Source organism: Agrobacterium salinitolerans (assembly GCF_002008225.1).
In the GTDB taxonomy this organism is placed as follows: domain Bacteria; phylum Pseudomonadota; class Alphaproteobacteria; order Rhizobiales; family Rhizobiaceae; genus Agrobacterium; species Agrobacterium salinitolerans.
On sequence record NZ_MRDH01000028.1, the window covers coordinates 17,104 to 36,788 of the forward strand.

The following is a 19,685-nucleotide window of genomic DNA, read 5'->3' on the forward strand; positions in this document are numbered from 1 at the left end:
TCCTATGACCTGTCCGACCGTCCGTCCGAACGCATGAGAGTGTTTTCATGAGCAGAAATCTTCTACCCGTATTCGCTCTTTTATCCAGCACTCTGTTTCTTTTTCTCGGCAATGGCCTTCAGGGCCTCGTGCTGCCGGTGCGTGGTTCAGCGGAAGGTTATTCCAATGAAATTCTTGGCTTTCTAGGCACCTCCTGGGCGGCGGGGTTCGTCGTTGGCTGCTTTGTCGCGCCCGCCATCGTGCGCCGCGCTGGCCATGTGCGGGCATTCGGGTCCTTCGTGGCGCTGGTGTGCCTGACGGTGCTGATGACCGGCCTTATCATCGACGACACCTCATGGATCGCGCTGCGCGCGCTGACCGGTTTCTGCACGGCCGGAACCTCGATGATCATCGAAAGCTGGCTGAACGAGCGCGCCACCAATGAAAGTCGTGGCATGATCTTCTCGCTTTATATCGCCATCACGCTGCTCGGTGTCGTGGCGGGGCAGATGATCGTGCCGATGGGCGATATCAGCAATACCTCGCTGTTCATGATCTGCGGCATCATTTATTGCATCGCCATTCTGCCGGCCACGCTTTCGAAAGCTGCGAGCCCACAGCCGTTGCAGAAGGTGAAGCTGGATCTGCCGGCCCTTTACCGCAACTCACCGGTCTCTTTCGTCGGCATCCTGATGATCGGCATTGCCAACGGCGCTTACGGTACGCTCGGCGCCGTCTTCGGTGCGCGGGCAGGGCTGGATCCGACCATGATCGCGATCATGGTGTCCGTCACGATATTCGTGGGTGCGCTGGCGCAATTTCCCGCAGGCCGGCTTTCAGACCGGATAGACCGCCGCTACGTGCTGGCCGGGCTGGCCGGGGTTGGCGCTGTCGCGGGCCTGGCCGTCGCGGCCGTGCAGCCGCATGATGTCTATGTGCTCATCCCCATGATCGCCATTTACGGTGCCGCCGCCAACGCGCTTTATCCCATCGCCGTGGCCCATGCCAACGACTTTGCCGCATCGGAAGACTTCGTCAAGGTTTCCGGTGGCCTGCTTCTGCTTTACGGCATCGGCACCATCATCGGCCCGACGTTCGGCGGCGCGATCATGACCTATTCCGGCCCCTATGCGCTGTTCCTGGTGACGGCTGTGGCGCATCTGCTCATCACCGCCTACGCCATCATCAGAAGCCGCCGGCGCGCTGCGCTTTCAACCGAGGAAAAAGACAATTTCTCGACGATGATGCCAACAACACCCTCACCGCTCGTGACGCCGGAAAGTATTGCGCTTGACCCGCGCGCGCCGCAATATCCAGACGACGATGGCGATTATGTGGAAAAAGGAGCAGGTATATGAGCCTCTTTGACGATGACCGTCCTCAAAAACCGGCAGCGCATGAGATTGGCGGCGATCTCAGCCTTCTTTCGGTGGACGAGTTGAGCAGCCGTATCGATCTTCTGCAAGCCGAAATCATCCGACTCGAGGAGGAGAGGACACGGAAATCCGCCGGAAGACAGGCGGCGGAAAATCTCTTCCGATCCTGATGCGCGCTTCAGAATAGACACGCGACTGCACTTCCGCCACCGTAAGATAAGGCTCCGCCAGTATCCGAACATGAATATTACGGGGCAGTCTTTCGTTTACCATTAACCAAAAATTAAGCTTTCTGAGAGATTACTATACATGTCCAGTTCTTCTGGACCTCAGGCATCTTCTCCATACGGCGAATTGGTCTGATTTTTCTCCCTGTTTTACCTTGAGAGCCGCTTTCGCGGCTCTTTTTTTGCCCGTCGCCGCAATTCGTAAAACTGTGGGTATTAACCCTTCTTTAATAATTGCCTTGCGCATTTCAGGTAAAGATACCATCCTGAAAACACTAAAGGCCGGAACAAAATATCCGGATCGTCGTTGCCTGACAGTGTGGTGCGTGAGCAGGGATTTAAAGAAATGTCGGAACAGGTTTTAAATACCATAAGCTTTGCGGGTCGCGCGGCTGCTTCCAACCAGTTCAAGGCCCTCTATACCGAAGGCATGACCTTGGTTGAGGAAACGGCGAGCTATCTCGATGGAGCTGGCCGCACAGCCTCCAAGGTTCTGCCGCGCATGGCGTCCGTGCTTTACGCGGCGGAGTCGATGCGCCTCACCACCCGCCTGATGCAGATGGCATCCTGGCTGCTGCTGCAGCGGGCCGTGAACAATGGCGAAATGACCCGTGATCAGGTTCTGAGCGAAAAGAACAAGGTGCGACTCGACAGCTTCAACGTCGACCGTAACGCGCCAGGCTGGAACGACCTGCCGGAATCCTTCCGCGATCTCATCGAGCGCTCGCTGCGTCTCCAGAACCGCATCGCCCTGCTCGACCGCGAAATCTATCGCCCGTCCGAAGCTGCCAAGGTGCCGGACAATGAAAACAGCGTGCAGGCGCAGCTCAACCTCCTGCGCACGGCTTTCTCGATCAACTGAGAAAAGACGACCCTTATCCGGACAATTTGAAAAGCAGGCTCACCGGCCTGCTTTTTTCTTTTGCGTGCTACGCGAGCGCCATCGCCGAAAAATGGCAACAAAAAGCCCGGCAAAACCGGGCTTTTTTTAAACGATCCGTCCGCAAGAGGATCAGAGGCCGAGGCCGCCGAAACGCTTGTTGAACTTGGAAACGCGACCACCGCGGTCCATAAGCTGCTGGTTGCCGCCCGTCCATGCCGGATGGGACTTGGGGTCGATTTCAAGGTTCATGACAGCGCCTTCCGAACCCCAGGTGGAGCGGGTTTCGTATTCGGTGCCATCGGTCATGACCACCTTGATCGTGTGATAATCGGGATGGATATCAGCCTTCATGACAATCTTCCTGGTTAAGTGACTTGCGGTCCATTTGCCGCAATTGCGTCAACTGAGCCATTTCAATAAATGAAGCCATAGACCAGATGGGCTATGGCTTCCCAATTCGATGCGGAGCCTATACATGAAGGTCGCCCAGATAACAAGAGCCTGCTATCCCCTTGTGAAAGGAGATAGCCAAAGGGGCGAGAATTTTGCCGTACACCGGAAATTCACCCGTAAAAGGCCCAAAAACAGCAGGGAACGAGGAGCATAGAGAACGTGGCAGACATTGACGAGCAGAAAGCGGCGAAACAGAGAAGCCTGAAGCCGCTTCTTGGCCTGTTTCCCTATCTCCGGCGTTACCGCGGCCTGATGGCGGCCGCCCTTTTCGCTCTCGTGCTTTCTTCCGCCACGACACTCGCCCTGCCGCTTGCCGTTCGCCGTATCATCGATCACGGATTCCAGACGCCGGATGGCGGCATGATCAACAGCTATTTCGCCATGCTTCTGGCGATTGCCGTTGTCCTCGCTCTCGCCAGCGCCATGCGTTATTATTACGTCATGACCATCGGCGAAAGGGTCGTCGCCGATCTGCGCCGCGATGTCTTTGCCCACCTTACCGCGCTGTCACAGCAGTTTTTCGACAGCAATCGATCCGGCGAACTGACCTCGCGGCTGACCGCCGATACCGTGCAGATTCGCTCGGCTTTTGGCTCGTCCGCCTCGGTGGCGCTGCGCAACATCATCATGTGCTGCGGTGCTGTGGCGATGATGATCTATACCAGCCCCGGCCTTTCCGGCCTTGCGCTGCTTGCCATTCCCTTCATTGTTTTTCCGCTGATCGCCTTCGGGCGCTCGGTTCGCGCCCGCTCCCGAACCACGCAGGACACATTGGCCAATTCCGCCGCCTATGCCTCCGAGACGATCGCGGCGAGCCGCACCGTGCAGTCCTTTAATGCCGAGGTGCTGGCAAATGCCAGTTATGGCGCTTCCGTGGAAGCCGCCTATCAGGGCGCGCGCGCCGCCATCGGCGCACGCTCCATCCTCACCGCCGTCGCCATCGCGCTCGTCTTCGGCAGCGTTGTCGGCATTCTCTGGTATGGCGCCCAAAGCGTCCTGTCGGGCACTATGACGGCCGGTACGCTCGGCCAGTTCGTGCTTTATTCGGTCATCGCGGCAAGCGGACTCGGTCAGCTCTCGGAAGTCTGGGGTGAACTGGCGCAGGCGGGTGGTGCTGCCGAACGGCTTTCCGAACTGCTGAACGAGCGCTCACCCGTCGCGGAACCCACCTCGCCCGTCGCCATGCCGCAACCGCCGCGCGGCGAAGCCGAATTCAAAAATGTCGATTTCGTCTACCCGCTCGCGGCAGGACGACCAATCGTTTCCGGCCTCTCCTTCAAGGTCAGCGCCGGCGAAACCGTCGCCATCGTCGGGCCTTCCGGCGCCGGCAAGAGCACGGTCTTTTCGCTGCTGATGCGCTTTTACGATCCGCAGCATGGCCGCATCACCGTCGATGGCGCGGATATTCGCGACGTCAGCCTTGCCGATCTACGCGCACGCCTATCCATCGTTCCTCAGGATGTAGCGATATTCGCCTCCTCCATCCACGATAACATTGCCTTCGGCCGGCCGGATGCGACACGCGAGGAGGTGCGCGCCGCCGCCATCGCCGCGCAGGCCGACAGCTTCATCGAACGTCTCGCCAACGGGTATGATACGCAGGTGGGCGAGCGCGGCGTGACGCTATCCGGCGGCCAGCGCCAGCGCATCGCCATTGCCCGCGCCATCCTGCGCAACGCCCCGATCCTGCTTCTCGACGAAGCCACCTCAGCGCTGGATGCGGAAAGCGAAACGCTGGTGCAGAAGGCCCTCGATGAACTGATGAAAACCCGCACCACCATCGTCATCGCTCATCGTCTCGCCACCGTGCTGAAGGCCGACCGTATTCTGGTGATGGATGAAGGCCGCATCATCGAAGAAGGCACGCATCAGAGCCTCATTCGCCAGGATGGCCTCTATGCGCGGCTTGCCCGACTGCAATTCCAGACCGGGCCGGACGAATTGCGCGCAAAAGTGTGAACTAGCCCAGTACCTTGCGTCCCGCAACGCGGCCTGAAAACAGGCAGCCACCAAGGAATGTGCCCTCCAGCGCATTATAACCATGCATGCCACCGCCGCCGAAACCGGCAACCTCACCGGCGGCATAAAGGCCGGGCACCGGCTCACCCGCGGCGTCCAGTACCCGCGCTTCAAGGTCCGTATGAAGACCGCCGAGCGTCTTGCGCGTCAGCACATGCAACCTTACCGCAATCAGCGGCCCCATTGCCGGATCGAGCAGCCGGTGCGGTTTTGCCGTCCGCATCAGCCGGTCGCCGAGATAACGACGCGCGCCGTGGATGGCCGTTACCTGCGCATCCTTGCTGAAACCGTTTTCTACTTCGCGGTCGCGTGCCTCTATCTGCCGGCGGATATGCTCTATATGCAGCCGGTCGTCGCCGCTGACGGCATTCATCGCCGTCACGAGTTCTTCGAGCGTATCCCGAACGACGAAATCTTCGCCGCGCTCCATGAAGGCACGCACCGGCCCCGGCGGTTCCTTGCCCAGTCTTTTGAGCAGCAGCCTTATATCCTTGCCGGTCAGATCCGGATTCTGCTCCGAGCCTGAAAGCGCAAATTCCTTCTTGATGATCGCCTTGGTCAGAATGAACCAGCTATGGCCGCTGCCGCGTTCGCCCAGCATTTTTAGCGTACCGAGCGTATCGAAACCCGGCATGGCGGGGGCGGCGAGGCGGTTTCCATCCGCATCGCACCAGAAGGACGAGGGACCGGGCAGGATGCGGATACCGTGATCCGGCCAGATCGGATCGTGGTTCTTCACGCCCTCGGTATAATGCCACATGCGGTCACGATTGATGACGGCTCCGCCGGCCGTTTCCGTAATGGCTATCATGCGGCCATCCACATGCGCGGGAACACCGCAGACCATGCTCGCGGGAGGCTCGCCCAGCCGTTCCACCGGCCAGTTGCGCCGCACCAGTTCCTGATTGCCGCCGATTCCGCCGGAACTGACGATGACCGCCGCAGCGGAGAGGGTAAAATCGCCCTGCTGTTCCCGACTGCTCTCCTGTCCGCGTTGTACCGGGTCGGACGCTAGAATCGCACCCGAAACGCCGGTCACCCGGCGGTCTGCGATCTCCAGACGATCAACCCGGTGGCGAAAGCGGAAAGTCAGCCGGCCGGTTTCTGCCATGGCCTTCGCCTTTTCGATGAAGGGTGCAAGTACGCCCGGACCCGTGCCCCATGTGACATGGAAACGCGGAACGGAATTGCCGTGGCCGTGGGCGAGGCTCCCGCCGCGCTCGGCCCAGCCGACAACGGGAAACCAGCGCATGCCCATGCGGTGCAGCCATTCGCGTTTCTCACCGGCGGCAAAATCGAGATAGGCCTCCGCCCAGCGGCGCGGCCAATAGTCCTCCGGACGGTCGAAACCGGCCGAACCGAGCCAGTCCTGTCTTGCAAGATCAAGACTGTCTCGCACCCGCATCCGGCGCTGCTCGGGACTGTCGACGAAAAACAGACCACCCAGCGACCAGAAGGCCTGCCCGCCAAGGTTCTGCTCGCCCTCCTGATCCAAGACGCAGACGCTGAAACCCCGCTCAGCCGCCTCGGTTGCCGAAACGAGGCCGGCAAGCCCCGCGCCGACAACGATCACGTCATAGACTTCCATCAGCCCCTCCCAGATATGACGGAATTACTTTTACGCGAACGTAAATTTTCTTTCACCAGAAGGCAACCGCGATGACGCGGCCCGCGATTTCAACGCTCTGTGAGCTTGAGTTCGATACGGCGGTTCTGCTGCCGTGCTTCCGGCGTATCGCCTTCGGCAATTGGCTGATATTCGCCGAAACCGGCGGCGACCAGCCGGTTTGCCGGCACGCCCTTGGAGATCAGGAATTTCACCACCGAGGTGGCGCGGGCCGAGGAAAGCTCCCAATTGTCCCGGTAACGGCCGGAACCGGAAAGCTGGACATTGTCCGTATGACCATCCACACGCAGGACCCAGTTTATCTCCGCCGGAATTTCCTTGGCGAGATCGAGCAGCGCGACCGCCAGCTTCTCCATCTCCGCCTGCCCTTCCGGATTGAGTTCATTGCCACCGGATGGGAAGAGCACTTCGGACTGGAAGACGAAACGGTCACCGACGATGCGAATATTTTCGCGGTCCGAAAGGATTTCGCGCAGTCGCCCGAAGAAATCGGAGCGATAGCGGTTCAGTTCCTGCACCCGCTGCGCCAGCGCAACATTGAGCCGCCGGCCAAGATCGGCGATCTTGACCTGAGAAGAGGCGTCCTTGGCTTCCGAGGCCTGAAGCGCGGCTTCCACCGAGGCGATCTGCACTCTCAGCGCCGCAATCTGCTGGTTGAGCAATTCGATCTGCGCGGACGCGCGGGAATTGGCCTGCCGCTGTTCGTCCAGTTCGCCGGTCAGGCTGCCGATCCGCGCATTGGCGTTCGCATTGCTTCCCGATCCCGCATCGAGAAGCGCCTGCAGTCGGGAACGCTCATTTTCGGATGCGGCAAGGGTGGATTGCAGGCTGGCAAGCGCGTCCTCAATATCCTGCTTATTGCCTTTTTCCATGGCCAGAAGTTCGGTCAGTTCGGCAATCTGGCTGTTGAGACGCGTCAGCACCTCATCCTTGCCGGTGATTTCCCGCGATAGAACGAATTGCGCCAGCACGAAAACCGTGAGCAGAAACATGATGGCCATGAGCAAGGTCGACAGCGCATCGACAAACCCCGGCCAATAATCCACACCCCTGTCGCGGCGGCGGTTGCGCGCAAGCGCCATGGCTACTCGCTCCCGTTATCGTGCCGAATGCGTCCGGAAGACTTCGTATCGCTGTCGATCCGCTCTGACAGCCGGTCGAGCGTGCGGCGGAGCGATTTCGATTCTTCCTGCTGCGCCTCGATCCAGTCACGCAGCATCTGCTGTTCGCTGCGCATATTCTTGACCAGGCCTTGAATGCCTTCGGCAAGGCTGGTCATGGCCGCAAGCGAGCGCTCGGTGCTGACAACGGCGCCGGGTTCGCCCTGGAACTCCCTCGGCCCTTCCGTCGTATCCGTCACCGAGGAAAGCCAGTTTTCAAGCTGTGTATAGAAACGGTTCTGGGCGCGACCGGCCTGAAGATCGAGGAAACCGAGAATAAGCGAACCCGAAAGACCGAGCAGCGACGAGGAAAACGCCGTTCCCATGCCCGAAAGAGGAGCAGTCAGGCCGGCCTTGAGGGAGCCAAGAATGTCGTTGCTGTCGCCGGCGCTCGGATCGAGCGACTGGATGACATTGCTGATCGCGCCGATGGTGCCGATGAGGCCCCAGAAGGTGCCGAGCAAGCCGAGAAACACCAGCAGGCCGACAAGATAACGCGATGTATCACGGGTCTCGTCGAGGCGCGTCGCAATGGAATCGAGGATCGTCCGCTGCGTAACGGCGGAAAGCCGGACTTCGCCGCGCTTGCCGATCAGCGTGCTCATCGGCGCGAGCAGCTTGGGCGCACGGCCAACTTTGTCGACGCTGCCGGCAGCGCGGAAGGCATTGAACCAGCTGACTTCCGAGCGCAGGCTCATCGTCTGCGTAAACACCAGAATGATGCCGATGGCCAGCACGCCTAGAATGAAGCCGTTGAGCCCCGGATTGGACATGAAGGCGGTGTGGGCCTGCCGGTAAAGAATGGCCGCCAGAAAGCCCACAAGGATCAGAAACAGAACCATCGTCCAGAGAAACGGTGTCGGACTGGACAGCTTGTGACTGTATTGCCGTGTGGTCACCGGTTTCTCGACGCCAAGATCGAGCAGCTCCGAATCCGCCATAACGTTCGCATTCCCTCTGGTCAGGTATCCAGCGGAAGCTATTTGAAAATTGCGACGATTTGAAGCGAAAAGCCGGTCTTTCGTCACAGGCGTTTTAGGAAAATGTGTGAGCACCCGGCAATGGAAAACAAAAACACCCGGCGAACATCCGCCGGGCGTCTAAAACTTGCAGAAACGGCAGGTTTTCCGTCGAAAACCCGTCAGCGGCCCGGGATCGGACGGTTGGCGACCTCAACGAGCGCCTTGTGGATATATTCGTTGCCGGCAGCGACGGAGCTGCTGCCGAAGATATCCGCGCCGCCCTTGATATCGGAAGCGAAACCGCCGGCTTCACGAATCAGCACCAGGCCTGCGGCCATGTCCCATGGCGAAAGATCAGCTTCCCAGTAACCGTCGAGACGGCCAGCAGCGACATAAGCGAGATCGAGCGAAGCCGCACCCATGCGGCGGATGCCGGCTGCCTCACCCATCACGTGGCGAAGTTCGACAAGGAACTTGCCGTGATTGCCACGGCCGAGATGCGGAACGCCGCAGCCGATGACGCAATCGGTCAGCGCCTTGCGCGCAGCGACGCGGATGCGGCGATCGTTGAGGAACGCGCCGCCGCCGCGCTCGGCGGTGTAGAGTTCGTCGGTGGCCGGATTGAAGATCACGCCGGCGACGACTTCACCATTACGCTCGAGCGCGATGGAAACCGCGAAATGCGGAATGCCGTGCAGGAAGTTGGTGGTGCCATCCAGCGGATCGACGATCCAGCGATGTGCGCCGTCCGTGCCCTTTTCCTCGCCGCCTTCTTCACCCAGGAAGTCGTAGGTCGGGCGGGCCTTCATCAATTCGTCGCGCACGATCTTCTCGGCTTTCAGATCCGCCTGCGAAACGAAATCGCTCGGTCCCTTGACCGAGACCTGAAGGTTCTGCACTTCACCGAAGTCACGCGACAAAGACTTACCCGCCTTGATGGCGGCCTGAACCATGACATTGAGAAGGGCTGAACGGGCCATCGATGTTGTTTCCTGGAAAGCTTGCGAACCGCCCGGAAGCTCACCGGGCAGGCACGTCATTATTTTCTTGAATTGAAAGTTTGCGGTTCAAGACCACAAAACGCGCGGAAATTCAAGGCAAAAAGCCCATGGGTCAATGCCAGCGCAGGAAGGCTACCCTTCCATCACGTCGGGCGGAAACGATTTGCGGCCTCAATCGCCTTCTTCTGCTGCTCGTCGGTGATGCCGAGATAGAAGTCCTCGAGAGACGGATCCTTCAGGCCGGCGCGGCGGGAAAGCACATACCATTTGGCCGCCTCCACGGGATCCGGCCTCGTACCGAGCGCCTGAATGTAAAGATGCGCCACCTTGTTCTGCGCCACGACATTGCCGCGCTGCGCCGCGCCGTAGAGCCAGCGGAAACCCTCATCCAGATTGCGCTCGCCGCCGAACCCATTGACCAGCCAGATGCCGAGATCGACCTGCGCGGTATCGTATCCAGCTTTCGCGGCCCGCGTCAGCCAGTCCCGCGCCTTTGCCTTTTTCTCGGCCGGCACATCCTTGAGCGACCAGTAAATCTGCGACACAGCATATTGCGCATCGGCAATGCCCTGTTCGGCGGATTTTTCATAGAACGGCAAAGCCATGAGCAGGCCCTTGGCTCCGGGATTTTCCGAAACCAGTATCTGGCCCCAGTTGAACTGGGCGGAGGCGTTGCCGGCTTCCGCCGCACGGCGCATGAAATCGTCGGCCTTCGTCTTGTCGCGGGTGACGAATTTGCCTTCCATCAGAATCAGCGCGAATTTGAACATGGCGACGGGATCGCCACCCTCAGCCGCCTGCTGGTACCAGAAAGCAGCGGTCTTCTCGTCACGGGCGATGCCCAGACCACGCGACATCATTTCCGCCACCAGCGTCTGGGCAGGTGCGTCACCGTTCTGCGCGCGGTTCAGCGCCTTGTCGAGCGCCTGCACATATTCGCCGCGCTGGAAATGCCCGTAAGCTTCGTCCACCCGGCCCTTGAATTCTTTTTCAGGCGGCAGCGCCGGCAATTCCGCGCCCATGCGCTGATAGACGTTCACCCCCGCAGACGGCTGCAAGTCCTTCTGCTCTTCGGATTGCACCCTGCCCTGACGGGTCGGCTGAGCCTCGTTTTCCAGCTGGCGGGACAGCGCATTGCTTTCGCTCTGCGGCCCGGACTGGGCAAAAGCAACACCCGCCGGCGCGCCGAAAGCGAGCGCCAGCAGTGAAACGGAAAGGCAGAGGTGAACCGAGCGCATGATCATCGCCTGTATCAACCGCCAAACCGTGGCGCTTTTTCGTCAAGCAGGGCGTTGATTTCAGAAACGGCCTGGGCGGCGCCACCGGCATTTTCAAAAACGCCGCTGCGCATGGCCACGAACTCCACCCCGGTTTCGGCCACGGCAACAACCGAGGACACATCGGCGCCACCCATGACGATGGCCGGGATTTCGATCATCGAGGCCCACCATTCGCCGAGCGCCAGGTTTTTGGGATGCGCTTCCGGCTTGATGTCGCCTTCGAGCTTTCCAAAAAACATGTAATCCGGATTGGCCTCGCCCTGCTCCAGCGCCTTATGGCGGTCGTCCGCATTGCCGCCGCCGACGATGAGCTTCGGCGTGAATTTTTCCACGGCCTCCGCAAGCGCCTCGCCATTACCGACCACATGCAGGCCATCCGCCTTCACGCGGCCGGCAATGCGGCTGTCACCGGCGATGAGCGCCGCCGCACCCGCCTTCTGGACGACGGGCACGATCAGTTCGGCGCGTTTCTGGAAAGCGGCGTCATCCAGACCATATTGCGGAATGATGACGGAAGCGACATCACCGCCCCGCAATGCGTTTTCCACCTCTTTAGCCTGCTTTTGCGCATCGTCCGATTGCGGAACGATCAGGACAAGGCGGCAACGGTCTTCAACTAGGGTCATCGATTCGTCCATTTCAGACAGAAGACGCTTGCTGCGCAATCTGCACTCGTTTTCATATGACAAATCCGATAAACCGGACCGGCGAAAGGATCAACCGTCCATCCATGCTCACCGATTTTCATTTTTATCTCGTCGCCATTCCCGCAGTCGTTCTCGTCGGCCTTTCCAAGGGAGGGCTGGGCGGCGCGCTGGCGCTGATGGGCGTTCCTTTGATGGCGCTTGCCGTATCGCCGGTGCAGGCGGCGGCCATCTTTCTGCCGATCCTGATCGTCATGGATATCGTGGCGCTTTTTGCCTGGCGGCACTACAACCACCGGGAAACGCTCCTCATCATGCTGCCGGGGGCTATTGCCGGCATCGCGCTGGGCTGGGCGACCTCAAGCCTCGTTTCCGCAGACGCCATGCGCCTTGTTGTCGCCTCGGTCACGATCCTGTTCGTGCTGCGTTATTTCTATGAAAGCTTCAAAAGCCGCAAGGGCCGGGAAATCCCGGCCAAGCCACAAAGACCGGCGGCTGCGACCCTCTGGTCCGGTCTGTCCGGTTATGCCAGTTTCGTGGCCCATGCGGGCGGCCCGCCCTTCCAGATCTACGTTCTGCCGCTGAAGCTCGATCCAAAGATCTATACCGGCATGAGCGTGCGGTTCTTCGCCATCATGAACGCGATCAAGCTCATTCCCTATTTCGCGCTCGGCGCACTGGACGCCACCAACCTCAAGACATCGGCAAGCCTGTTGCCGGTGGCGATGCTGGCGACGCTTGCCGGCGCCAAGGTGGTGAAATATCTGAAACCCGCGGTGTTTTACCCGCTCATGTACGCCATGGCGCTGATTGCGGCGCTTAAACTGCTGTGGGACGGACTGCCGCTCTAGATTCGGCAATAAAAAGCTCTGGCAGCAGGTTTTCGCCGCCAGAGCTTGAAACGCTCAGACCGTGGCCCTTCATTCGTCGAGAGCCGCGGTCTGGCATAAATTAATGTCTCGTCGAGGCCTTGAGCCTCTGCAGTTCATCCTTCAGGCGCAGTTTTCGACGTTTAAGGTCCGCGATCTCTTTGTCGTCAGACGACGGGGAAGCAAGAATACTTTCGAGCTCCTCCTCCAGAGCACCGTGTTTCTTTTCGAGCGATGCAATATGAGCCTGAATGGTCATGCGGCACGTCCTTCCTTTTTGAACCTACCTCCAGCTCTCCATCGCTGGAGTTTCAGGTTTACGACGGCAATGTGACACGGATCGCGCCGCTTGTCGAAGGCGAAATGAAGGCAATAAGTGGGCAATTTGGTCGCAAGGGATAACTTCCCGTTACCGCGATTTGATGATAGAGCCTCGTGAACGATCACATACGCGCCGGAGCCGATCCGGCGGCATAAAATGGGGATGAACAGATGCCCGATCAGGACCAGGCGGACATCAGGCTCACGCTGGCGCGGCTGCGCCAGGAGCATGAGGATTACGACGCGGCGATCAACGCGATGATCCAGACCAGCTGCGATGCGCTGAGAATACAACGCATGAAAAAAAAGAAGCTGGCCGTCAAGGACAAGATGACCCAGCTTGAAGATCAGGTCATTCCCGATATCATCGCCTGAGCCCGGAGACATTACGTGACAGCAGAAACGCCCCCCGTCGCCATCATCATGGGCAGCCAGTCTGACTGGGAGACCATGAAGAACGCCGCCGATACGCTGGATGCGCTCGACATCGAATATGAAGCCCGCATCATTTCCGCCCACCGCACCCCGGACCGGCTTTATGACTTTGCCAATGGTGCGAAGGACGAAGGCTTCAAGGTCATCATAGCGGGTGCAGGCGGCGCCGCCCATCTTCCAGGCATGACGGCCTCGATGACGCCGCTGCCGGTCTTCGGTGTTCCGGTACAGTCCAAGACCATGTCCGGGCAGGACAGCCTTTATTCCATCGTGCAGATGCCGGCCGGTATTCCCGTCGGAACGCTCGCAATCGGCAAGGCCGGCGCGATCAATGCCGCCCTTCTTGCCGCTGCGGTTCTGGCGCTTGGCGATGAGGACCTCGCCGATCGGCTGGACGCCTGGCGCGCACGCCAGTCTGCGGCTGTCGCGGAATACCCCATGGACAGCGCCCAGTGACGACAGGAACGATTGCAAAGACAAGTAACCTGACCATCGGCATTATCGGCGGCGGGCAGCTCGGGCGTATGCTGGCTATGGCCGCTGCGCGCCTCAACCACCGCACCATCGTGCTTGAACCGCAGGCGGATTGTCCGGCAGCACAAGCCTGCAACGACCAGATCGTCGCGGAGTATGACGACGAAAAGGCGCTTGCGGAACTCGCAAGCCGCTGTGATGTCGTGACCTACGAATTCGAGAACGTGCCTGTCGCGGCGGCCGAAAAGCTCAGCCTCTCCGTTCCCGTCTATCCACCTCCGAAAGCACTCAGCGCCTCACAAGACCGGTTGACGGAAAAACGCTTCCTCAACGGCTGCGGCATCCCGACCGCCGATTTCCGCGCGGTGGACAGCCAGGAAGAGCTGGAGGCCGCATTGGCCACCTTCGGCGGCAAGGGCGTGCTGAAAACCCGCCGCATGGGTTATGACGGCAAGGGCCAGCGTCTCTTCCAGGGTGGCGAAGACCTCGCAGGCGCCTTTGCGGCGCTCGGCGGCGTGCCGCTGATCCTCGAGAGCTTCATTTCCTTCGAGCGGGAAATTTCGATCATTGCCGCCCGTTTCCTGGATGGGACCGTCACCTGTTACGATCCCGCCGAGAATGTCCATCTGGACGGCATCCTACACACTTCAACCGTTCCGGCAGCGCTCTCCAATGCCGCCAGGGCAGTTGCCGTACAATCGGCGGAAAAGCTTCTGGCAGCGCTCGAATATGTCGGCGTCATCGGCATCGAATTCTTCGTCCTGCCGGATGGTTCGTTGGTCGCCAATGAAATGGCGCCGCGTGTCCACAATACCGGCCACTGGACGGAGGCCGCCTGCGTGATCTCGCAGTTCGAGCAGCATATCCGGGCCGTATCGGGCCTCGCGCCCGGCAGCACGGATCGCCATTCGGATTGCGTTATGACCAATTTGATCGGCGATGACATCGATGATGTTCCAGCATGGTTGGCGAAAAGAGACTGTCTCGTGCATCTCTACGGCAAGACGGAAGCACGGCCGGGCCGCAAGATGGGCCATGTGACGCAGCTTCTGCACACAGGAAAAGCCTAGTCTTTTAAGGCAAAGACACGGGCAAGTGTTGACAGGCAGGGCTCAAACAGGTATCTGCCTGCCAACCGAAAAGAGCGCGCCCCGTTGCGCGCTTTTGATTGTTTGAATAGCACGGCAAAATCCGTGCAAAACTGCGGACCAGTAAAATGAAGATCAAGAATTCGCTTAAAGCGCTTAAGGCCCGTCATCGCGATAACCGCCTGGTTCGCCGCAAGGGCCGCGTCTACATAATCAACAAGCAGAACCCGCGCTTCAAGGCTCGTCAGGGCTGATTGATAGCAGCTGCGGTTCGCGATGTTTCGCGGATCACTTTGTTGACAGTGCAGAAGTTTGCATTTGATATTGGGCGCAGCCGGGTTAAGCTTAACCCATGCGCCCAAATCGTTTTTGCACGACTATTCTTCTTGCTCAGGGTTTCCTGTTTGCCGGCCTCCTGATTCCGGGAATGGCTGCTCCTGGTCATGCAGCGGATGGACAGCAGCCTGCTGCGGCAGACGCCGCGCCTTCCCCCGCCAAAACCATCGACACTCTTTTCGCATCGCTGAAAAAAGAGCGCAACGCGGTCAAGGCGCGCAGCATCGCCAACCAGATCGCGTCCGAGTGGAATGATTCCGGCAGTGCGACGATCAATCTCCTGATGCAATGGGCGGGCGAAGCTGCTGACGAAAAGCGTAACGCCGCCGCCTATGATTTTCTCGACCAGGTGATTTTGCTCGACCCGAACTATGTGCAGGCACCCTACCGCCGCGCCATGATGCATTTCGCCGATGGCGACACCCGCAAGGCGATGGCGGACATCAACCTGACCCTGGAAAAGGAACCGCGCTATTTTCCCGCGCTGGCAAGCCTTGCCAACATCCTCGAAGCCTCTGGCCGCGACGATCTGGCACTGAAGGCCTGGGAACGATATCTGGCGGTCTACCCCGCAGACAAGGACGCCCGCAAGGAAGCCGCCGACCTCTCGGAAAAACTGGCGGGCACGCGCGGCTGAATTCGCAAGATGCGCAAAAAAATCGCCGCAAAAGCGGCGATTTTTCATTGAGGCGTTTCCAGCCGATCATTCCATGCCGAGCGCGGCCATATAGGTCTGAAGAATCGTTTCTTCCTCGATGCGCTCATTGGCGTCCTTCTTGCGCAGGCGGATGATGGTGCGGATCGCCTTCGTATCGTAGCCACGACCTTTAGCCTCGCCCATAACGTCCTTGATATCACCCTGAATGGCAGCCTTTTCCTCTTCGAGGCGCTCGACGCGCTCGATGAACTGGCGCAGTTCTGCGGCGGCGACGGTTTCGGTGGTGCTCGTTTCGTCCATCATATTATCCTTCGTTGTCGGCTCGCATGCGAGCCTTATTCATTGATCCGGGCGAAGCCCTCGCCGGTCGTTGCCAGCGGACAGCAAAATTCAGGCCTGTGAACTGCCCATAGAAAGGCGTTCCGTCAAGTCGTTTCCGTTAGCTGAGACCTATTCCTTGGGTCGGTTCTGCTCGAAAGCGACTTTCTGGTCGTCACTCGCTTCGCCTTGATATTGCAATTTCCAATCCTCATAAGGCATGCCGTAGACGATTTCCCGGGATTGATCCTTGCTGAGCGGAACACCGGCTTCTTCGGCCGCCTCCCTGTACCAGTTGGAAAGGCAGTTGCGGCAGAAGCCCGCGAGATTCATCAGGTCGATGTTCTGCACGTCGTGGCGCTCACGGAGATGATTGACAAGGCGCCGGAAAGCCGCCGCCTCGAATTCAACCTGCCGATTGTCGTTTTCATTCGTCATGGCAAAACTCCAGGCTCAATAGGGGCCGGTGCGAGAGGCGAACAGCTGATATTCATGCAAAACGGGATCGTCATTCATTGCGGCGAAAATGGGAGCGAGCCGGTCCGACCATTCGGCGATCCCCTCATCATTCGCGATCAGATCCTGCCGAACCTCGAGAAGCGCATGCGGTACGCCCTTCATCATGCAATGGCGATACATAGTGTCGCCTTTGAGCGCCCCGTCGTAGGGTTCGTTATCGCCAACGAGGATATCGCCCGTGGCGCGCAGATGCGCCAGAAGCGGATCGACAGCACGGTGATCCGTGTCCCACAGAACCGCCGCATGCCATGGTCGGGGTGTTTCCTTCCAGAACGGCGTGTAAGAATGGAGCGACAGCACGAGCGGCGCCTCTTCGGACGCTTTCGCCACGCCGGTCAGCACACGGTCCACGGCATTGTGATAGGGCCGATGAAAGACCTCGATCCGCCTTTGCCATTCCTCATCCGAAATCGGATGGTTGCCGGGAATGATCGCTCCGTCCGAAATCTTCATGATGAGAGTAGGGTCGTCCTCGGCGCGATTCGGGTCGATCAGCAGGCGAGAGAACCGTCCGAGCACGGCCGGCACGCCAAGGCGGGCGGCGAGTGAGCGGGTCAGTCCCTCTATACCGATATCAAATGCGATATGGCGATGAAAAGCGGTTTGCGGAAGGCCAAGATTGCCGTAGTGTGCCGGCAGGAGGTTCATGGCATGGTCCGCCAGAAGAACCATGCCTTTGTCATAATCGCCTTCTATGATTTCATAGGGTATGAAGTCGTTCATCGATGATTTTTCTGGGGCAGGATTGAGGAGAGAAACTTGATGGCATGGCTTGAGGCCGCGCGCAAGTTACGGCGGAAGAACAGCCATCTACCTTGTCGCACTCACGATCCCACGAACAATATAATCGATTAAACTCGCGTTGACTTTCTTTGGCGGCCACGCCAAGAAGTGTGTTCATTATAACCATGGAATCCGGATGGAAGCCGTGACTCAGTCATCTCTCGCTCTTCCTCGCCACTTCAGGCATCTCGCCCGTCTTTTTTCCGTAGCGGCATTGTTTCTGACCCCGCTCATGATAGCGGCGCCCGCGCACGCGGATTTTCGCGTGTGCAACAGCACGCAGAACCTCGTCGGGGTAGCCATCGGCTACCGTGCTCAGGAAGGCTGGGTCAGCGAAGGCTGGTGGCAGGTCCCCTCCTCGACCTGCGCGACGCTGATCGAGGGTGAGCTGCAGTCACGTTATTATTATCTCTATGCCGAAGACGCCGCCCATGGCGGCCGCTGGACCGGTGACGTCAACATGTGCGTGGCGGAAAACGAGTTCAAGATCAACGGCGTGGACGATTGTTATGCCCGCAGCTTCCAGAGAATGGGTTTCAAGGAATATGACACGGGCAGACAGGGCAGCTGGATGGTCCAGCTCTCCGATACGCCAGGCACACAGGGAAATCAAAACTGATGAAGCGTAACCGCAAAGTCAAAATTCTTGCAACTCTCGGCCCGGCCTCCTCCGAAGAGGCGATGATCGAGAAGCTGCATCTTGCTGGCGCGGATCTTTTCCGGATCAACATGAGCCATGCGAGCCACGACGTGATGCGGACGCTCATTCAGCGCATCCGTTCCGTCGAGAGCCGGAACGGCCGCCCTATCGGCATTCTGGCCGACCTGCAGGGACCCAAGCTGCGCGTCGGAAAATTCGCCGAAGGCAAGGTCGACCTCGTTCCCGGCCAGACTTTTACGCTGGACAACAACGAAACGCCTGGTGACAACACCCGCGTTTTCCTGCCCCATCCGGAAATTCTCGAAGCGGTCAAGCCCGGCCATCGCCTGCTGATCGACGACGGCAAGCTGCATCTGCGCGCTGAAAAGAGCGACGGCAAAAGCATCGTCACCACCGTCATTTCCGGCACCGGCATTTCTGACCGCAAGGGCATCAGCCTGCCCGACACTCTGCTCGGCGTCGGTGTTCTGACCGACAAGGACCGCGTCGATCTCGATGCCGTCCTCGCCACCGGCGAAGTCGACTGGGTGGCGCTTTCCTTCGTCCAGCGTCCGGAAGACCTTGCCGAAGTGCGCAAGATCGCACGCGGTCGCGTCGGCCTGATGTCCAAGATCGAAAAGCCGCAGGCTGTCGAGCGCATCGAGGAAATCATCGAGCTTTCCGACGCGCTGATGGTCGCCCGTGGCGATCTCGGCGTCGAAATGCCGCTGGAAGCCGTTCCGGGCATCCAGAAACAGCTGACCCGCGCCTGCCGCCGCGCCGGCAAGCCGGTCGTGGTTGCCACCCAGATGCTGGAATCGATGATAACAGCGCCTGTGCCGACCCGCGCCGAAGTGTCAGACGTCGCCACCGCCGTCTTCGAAGGCGCAGACGCCATCATGCTTTCTGCCGAGTCCGCATCGGGCGACTATCCGGTCGAAGCGGTTTCCACCATGGCCTCCATTGCCAGCACGGTGGAGCAGGACCCCTATTATTCCAATATCATCTATGCGCAGCGCGCCCAGCCGGAACCGACCGGCGCCGACGCCATTTCGCTTGCCGCCCGCCAGATCGCCGAAACGTTGAAGCTTGCGGCGATCGTCACCTATACGTCCTCGGGCACGACCGGCCTGCGCGCCGCGCGTGAACGGCCGCAGGTTCCGATCATCGCGCTGTCGCCGATCATCCAAACCGCCCGCCGCCTGTCGGTCGTCTGGGGCCTGCACTGCGTCGTCACCGGCGATGCCAGCGACCTGGACGACATGGTGAACCGCGCTTGTCGTATCGTGGTTTCCGAAGGTTTCGGCAAGCCGGGCGATCGTATCATCATCTCCGCAGGCGTACCGCTTGGCACCCCCGGCGCGACCAATATGGTACGCATCGCCTATATCGGCTCGGACGGCCAGAGCGGCGTCTAAAGCTTGAACTATCCAGCATAAAAAAACCCGCCGGTAACGGCGGGTTCAGACCGCTGACAAACCCGTTGATATTTTCGGCGGGTTTTTTCTGTTTCGGGATGATGACGTTTTGTTGTCGTCTTTTGCGGGTGAACGGGAGATAAGATGAGCCTCGTTTCCTCATCCCCAGGCGGGTTTGGGTGCTTTCGTGAGCGCCATTGCGATTTTCTTGATGT

General features: G+C 59.5%; 24 protein-coding genes. 12 read left to right on the plus strand and 12 right to left on the minus strand.

Annotation, left to right across the window (positions count from 1 at the left end; all coding sequences use genetic code 11):
- Positions 1-47: 47 nt before the first annotated feature.
- The 3 genes from BS627_RS19675 to rcdA all read left to right on the plus strand — a co-directional run bounded on the left by BS627_RS19675 (position 48) and on the right by rcdA (position 2,444).
- Entirely contained in the window at positions 48-1,337 is a 1,290-nt protein-coding gene (locus tag BS627_RS19675) for an MFS transporter (protein WP_077984876.1), read from the plus strand.
- Positions 1,334-1,525, plus strand: a complete 192-nt coding sequence (locus tag BS627_RS19680) for a DUF1192 domain-containing protein (RefSeq protein WP_077984877.1) — start codon at positions 1,334-1,336, stop codon at positions 1,523-1,525. Before BS627_RS19675 ends, BS627_RS19680 begins: the two co-directional genes overlap by 4 nt.
- A 403-nt stretch (positions 1,526-1,928) precedes the next feature.
- A complete protein-coding gene (gene rcdA / locus BS627_RS19685) occupies positions 1,929-2,444 on the plus strand; it encodes a protease adaptor protein RcdA (RefSeq protein ID WP_077984878.1) in 516 nt (171 codons plus the stop codon).
- 150 nt (positions 2,445-2,594) lie between these two features.
- Here rcdA and rpmE read toward each other — a convergent pair whose 3' ends face one another.
- The gene (gene rpmE, locus BS627_RS19690; protein WP_003497640.1) at positions 2,595-2,816 is read right to left on the minus strand and encodes a 50S ribosomal protein L31; all 222 of its coding nucleotides are present in this window, start codon (positions 2,814-2,816) and stop codon (positions 2,595-2,597) included.
- Between the two features lie 261 nt (positions 2,817-3,077).
- Between rpmE and BS627_RS19695 the strand changes: the two genes are divergently transcribed.
- Positions 3,078-4,877 carry an ABC transporter transmembrane domain-containing protein gene (locus BS627_RS19695; RefSeq protein WP_077984879.1) on the plus strand — a complete coding sequence of 600 codons (1,800 nt, stop codon included), beginning with the start codon at positions 3,078-3,080 and terminating at the stop codon, positions 4,875-4,877.
- Position 4,878: 1 nt separating this feature from the next.
- Here the strand turns inward: BS627_RS19695 and BS627_RS19700 are convergent, their stop codons facing one another.
- The 6 genes from BS627_RS19700 to BS627_RS19725 all read right to left on the minus strand — a co-directional run bounded on the left by BS627_RS19700 (position 4,879) and on the right by BS627_RS19725 (position 11,593).
- On the minus strand, positions 4,879-6,525 hold the full coding sequence (locus BS627_RS19700) for an FAD-binding dehydrogenase (RefSeq protein WP_077984880.1): 1,647 nt from the start codon (positions 6,523-6,525) through the stop codon (positions 4,879-4,881).
- Positions 6,526-6,614: 89 nt separating this feature from the next.
- Entirely contained in the window at positions 6,615-7,646 is a 1,032-nt protein-coding gene (locus tag BS627_RS19705) for a peptidoglycan -binding protein (RefSeq protein WP_077984881.1), read from the minus strand.
- Between the two features lie 2 nt (positions 7,647-7,648).
- Positions 7,649-8,665: a flagellar motor protein MotA gene (locus BS627_RS19710; protein WP_077984882.1), complete on the minus strand. Its 1,017-nt coding sequence runs from the start codon at positions 8,663-8,665 to the stop codon at positions 7,649-7,651.
- A 200-nt stretch (positions 8,666-8,865) separates the two neighbouring features.
- The gene (locus BS627_RS19715) at positions 8,866-9,666 is read right to left on the minus strand and encodes an inositol monophosphatase family protein (protein WP_077984894.1); all 801 of its coding nucleotides are present in this window, start codon (positions 9,664-9,666) and stop codon (positions 8,866-8,868) included.
- Between the two features lie 164 nt (positions 9,667-9,830).
- On the minus strand, positions 9,831-10,931 hold the full coding sequence (locus BS627_RS19720; protein WP_165691328.1) for a tetratricopeptide repeat protein: 1,101 nt from the start codon (positions 10,929-10,931) through the stop codon (positions 9,831-9,833).
- An 8-nt stretch (positions 10,932-10,939) separates the two neighbouring features.
- Entirely contained in the window at positions 10,940-11,593 is a 654-nt protein-coding gene (locus BS627_RS19725) for a thiamine phosphate synthase (RefSeq protein ID WP_077984895.1), read from the minus strand.
- Between the two features lie 104 nt (positions 11,594-11,697).
- Between BS627_RS19725 and BS627_RS19730 the strand changes: the two genes are divergently transcribed.
- Positions 11,698-12,462, plus strand: coding sequence for a sulfite exporter TauE/SafE family protein (locus BS627_RS19730; protein WP_077984896.1), 765 nt, complete (start codon positions 11,698-11,700; stop codon positions 12,460-12,462).
- A gap of 100 nt (positions 12,463-12,562) precedes the next feature.
- Here BS627_RS19730 and BS627_RS19735 read toward each other — a convergent pair whose 3' ends face one another.
- Positions 12,563-12,739 carry a YdcH family protein gene (locus BS627_RS19735; protein ID WP_006314700.1) on the minus strand — a complete coding sequence of 59 codons (177 nt, stop codon included), beginning with the start codon at positions 12,737-12,739 and terminating at the stop codon, positions 12,563-12,565.
- A 233-nt stretch (positions 12,740-12,972) separates the two neighbouring features.
- On the opposite strand from BS627_RS19735, the gene BS627_RS19740 reads away from it, so the two are divergent.
- From BS627_RS19740 to BS627_RS19760, 5 genes are all read left to right on the plus strand, one after another.
- The gene (locus tag BS627_RS19740) at positions 12,973-13,176 is read left to right on the plus strand and encodes a YdcH family protein (RefSeq protein ID WP_003497661.1); all 204 of its coding nucleotides are present in this window, start codon (positions 12,973-12,975) and stop codon (positions 13,174-13,176) included.
- Positions 13,177-13,191: 15 nt separating this feature from the next.
- Complete coding sequence (purE, locus tag BS627_RS19745; protein ID WP_077984884.1) at positions 13,192-13,692, plus strand: 5-(carboxyamino)imidazole ribonucleotide mutase; 501 nt, start codon at positions 13,192-13,194, stop codon at positions 13,690-13,692.
- A gap of 11 nt (positions 13,693-13,703) precedes the next feature.
- Complete coding sequence (locus tag BS627_RS19750) at positions 13,704-14,780, plus strand: 5-(carboxyamino)imidazole ribonucleotide synthase (RefSeq protein ID WP_077984897.1); 1,077 nt, start codon at positions 13,704-13,706, stop codon at positions 14,778-14,780.
- Positions 14,781-14,926: 146 nt separating this feature from the next.
- Positions 14,927-15,052, plus strand: coding sequence for a type B 50S ribosomal protein L36 (gene ykgO / locus BS627_RS19755; RefSeq protein ID WP_003497670.1), 126 nt, complete (start codon positions 14,927-14,929; stop codon positions 15,050-15,052).
- A 98-nt stretch (positions 15,053-15,150) separates the two neighbouring features.
- A complete protein-coding gene (locus BS627_RS19760; protein WP_077984885.1) occupies positions 15,151-15,771 on the plus strand; it encodes a tetratricopeptide repeat protein in 621 nt (206 codons plus the stop codon).
- A gap of 66 nt (positions 15,772-15,837) precedes the next feature.
- On the opposite strand, the gene BS627_RS19765 is transcribed toward BS627_RS19760, so the two are convergent.
- The 3 genes from BS627_RS19765 to BS627_RS19775 form a co-directional block, all read right to left on the minus strand.
- The gene (locus BS627_RS19765) at positions 15,838-16,095 is read right to left on the minus strand and encodes a DUF2312 domain-containing protein (RefSeq protein WP_006314683.1); all 258 of its coding nucleotides are present in this window, start codon (positions 16,093-16,095) and stop codon (positions 15,838-15,840) included.
- A 147-nt stretch (positions 16,096-16,242) separates the two neighbouring features.
- Positions 16,243-16,548 carry a DUF1244 domain-containing protein gene (locus BS627_RS19770; RefSeq protein ID WP_077984886.1) on the minus strand — a complete coding sequence of 102 codons (306 nt, stop codon included), beginning with the start codon at positions 16,546-16,548 and terminating at the stop codon, positions 16,243-16,245.
- A gap of 15 nt (positions 16,549-16,563) precedes the next feature.
- Positions 16,564-17,352 (minus strand): N-formylglutamate amidohydrolase, encoded by a 789-nt coding sequence (locus tag BS627_RS19775; RefSeq protein WP_077984887.1) that lies wholly within the window; start codon positions 17,350-17,352, stop codon positions 16,564-16,566.
- A gap of 292 nt (positions 17,353-17,644) precedes the next feature.
- On the opposite strand from BS627_RS19775, the gene BS627_RS19780 reads away from it, so the two are divergent.
- Positions 17,645-18,031: a DUF1036 domain-containing protein gene (locus BS627_RS19780; RefSeq protein ID WP_373692768.1), complete on the plus strand. Its 387-nt coding sequence runs from the start codon at positions 17,645-17,647 to the stop codon at positions 18,029-18,031.
- Positions 18,031-19,470 (plus strand): pyruvate kinase, encoded by a 1,440-nt coding sequence (gene pyk / locus BS627_RS19785; protein WP_077984889.1) that lies wholly within the window; start codon positions 18,031-18,033, stop codon positions 19,468-19,470. Before BS627_RS19780 ends, pyk begins: the two co-directional genes overlap by 1 nt.
- 8 nt (positions 19,471-19,478) lie before the next feature.
- On the opposite strand, the gene BS627_RS24740 is transcribed toward pyk, so the two are convergent.
- A partial coding sequence (locus BS627_RS24740) for a hypothetical protein (protein ID WP_205635507.1) occupies positions 19,479-19,685 on the minus strand: 207 nt, incomplete at its 5' end.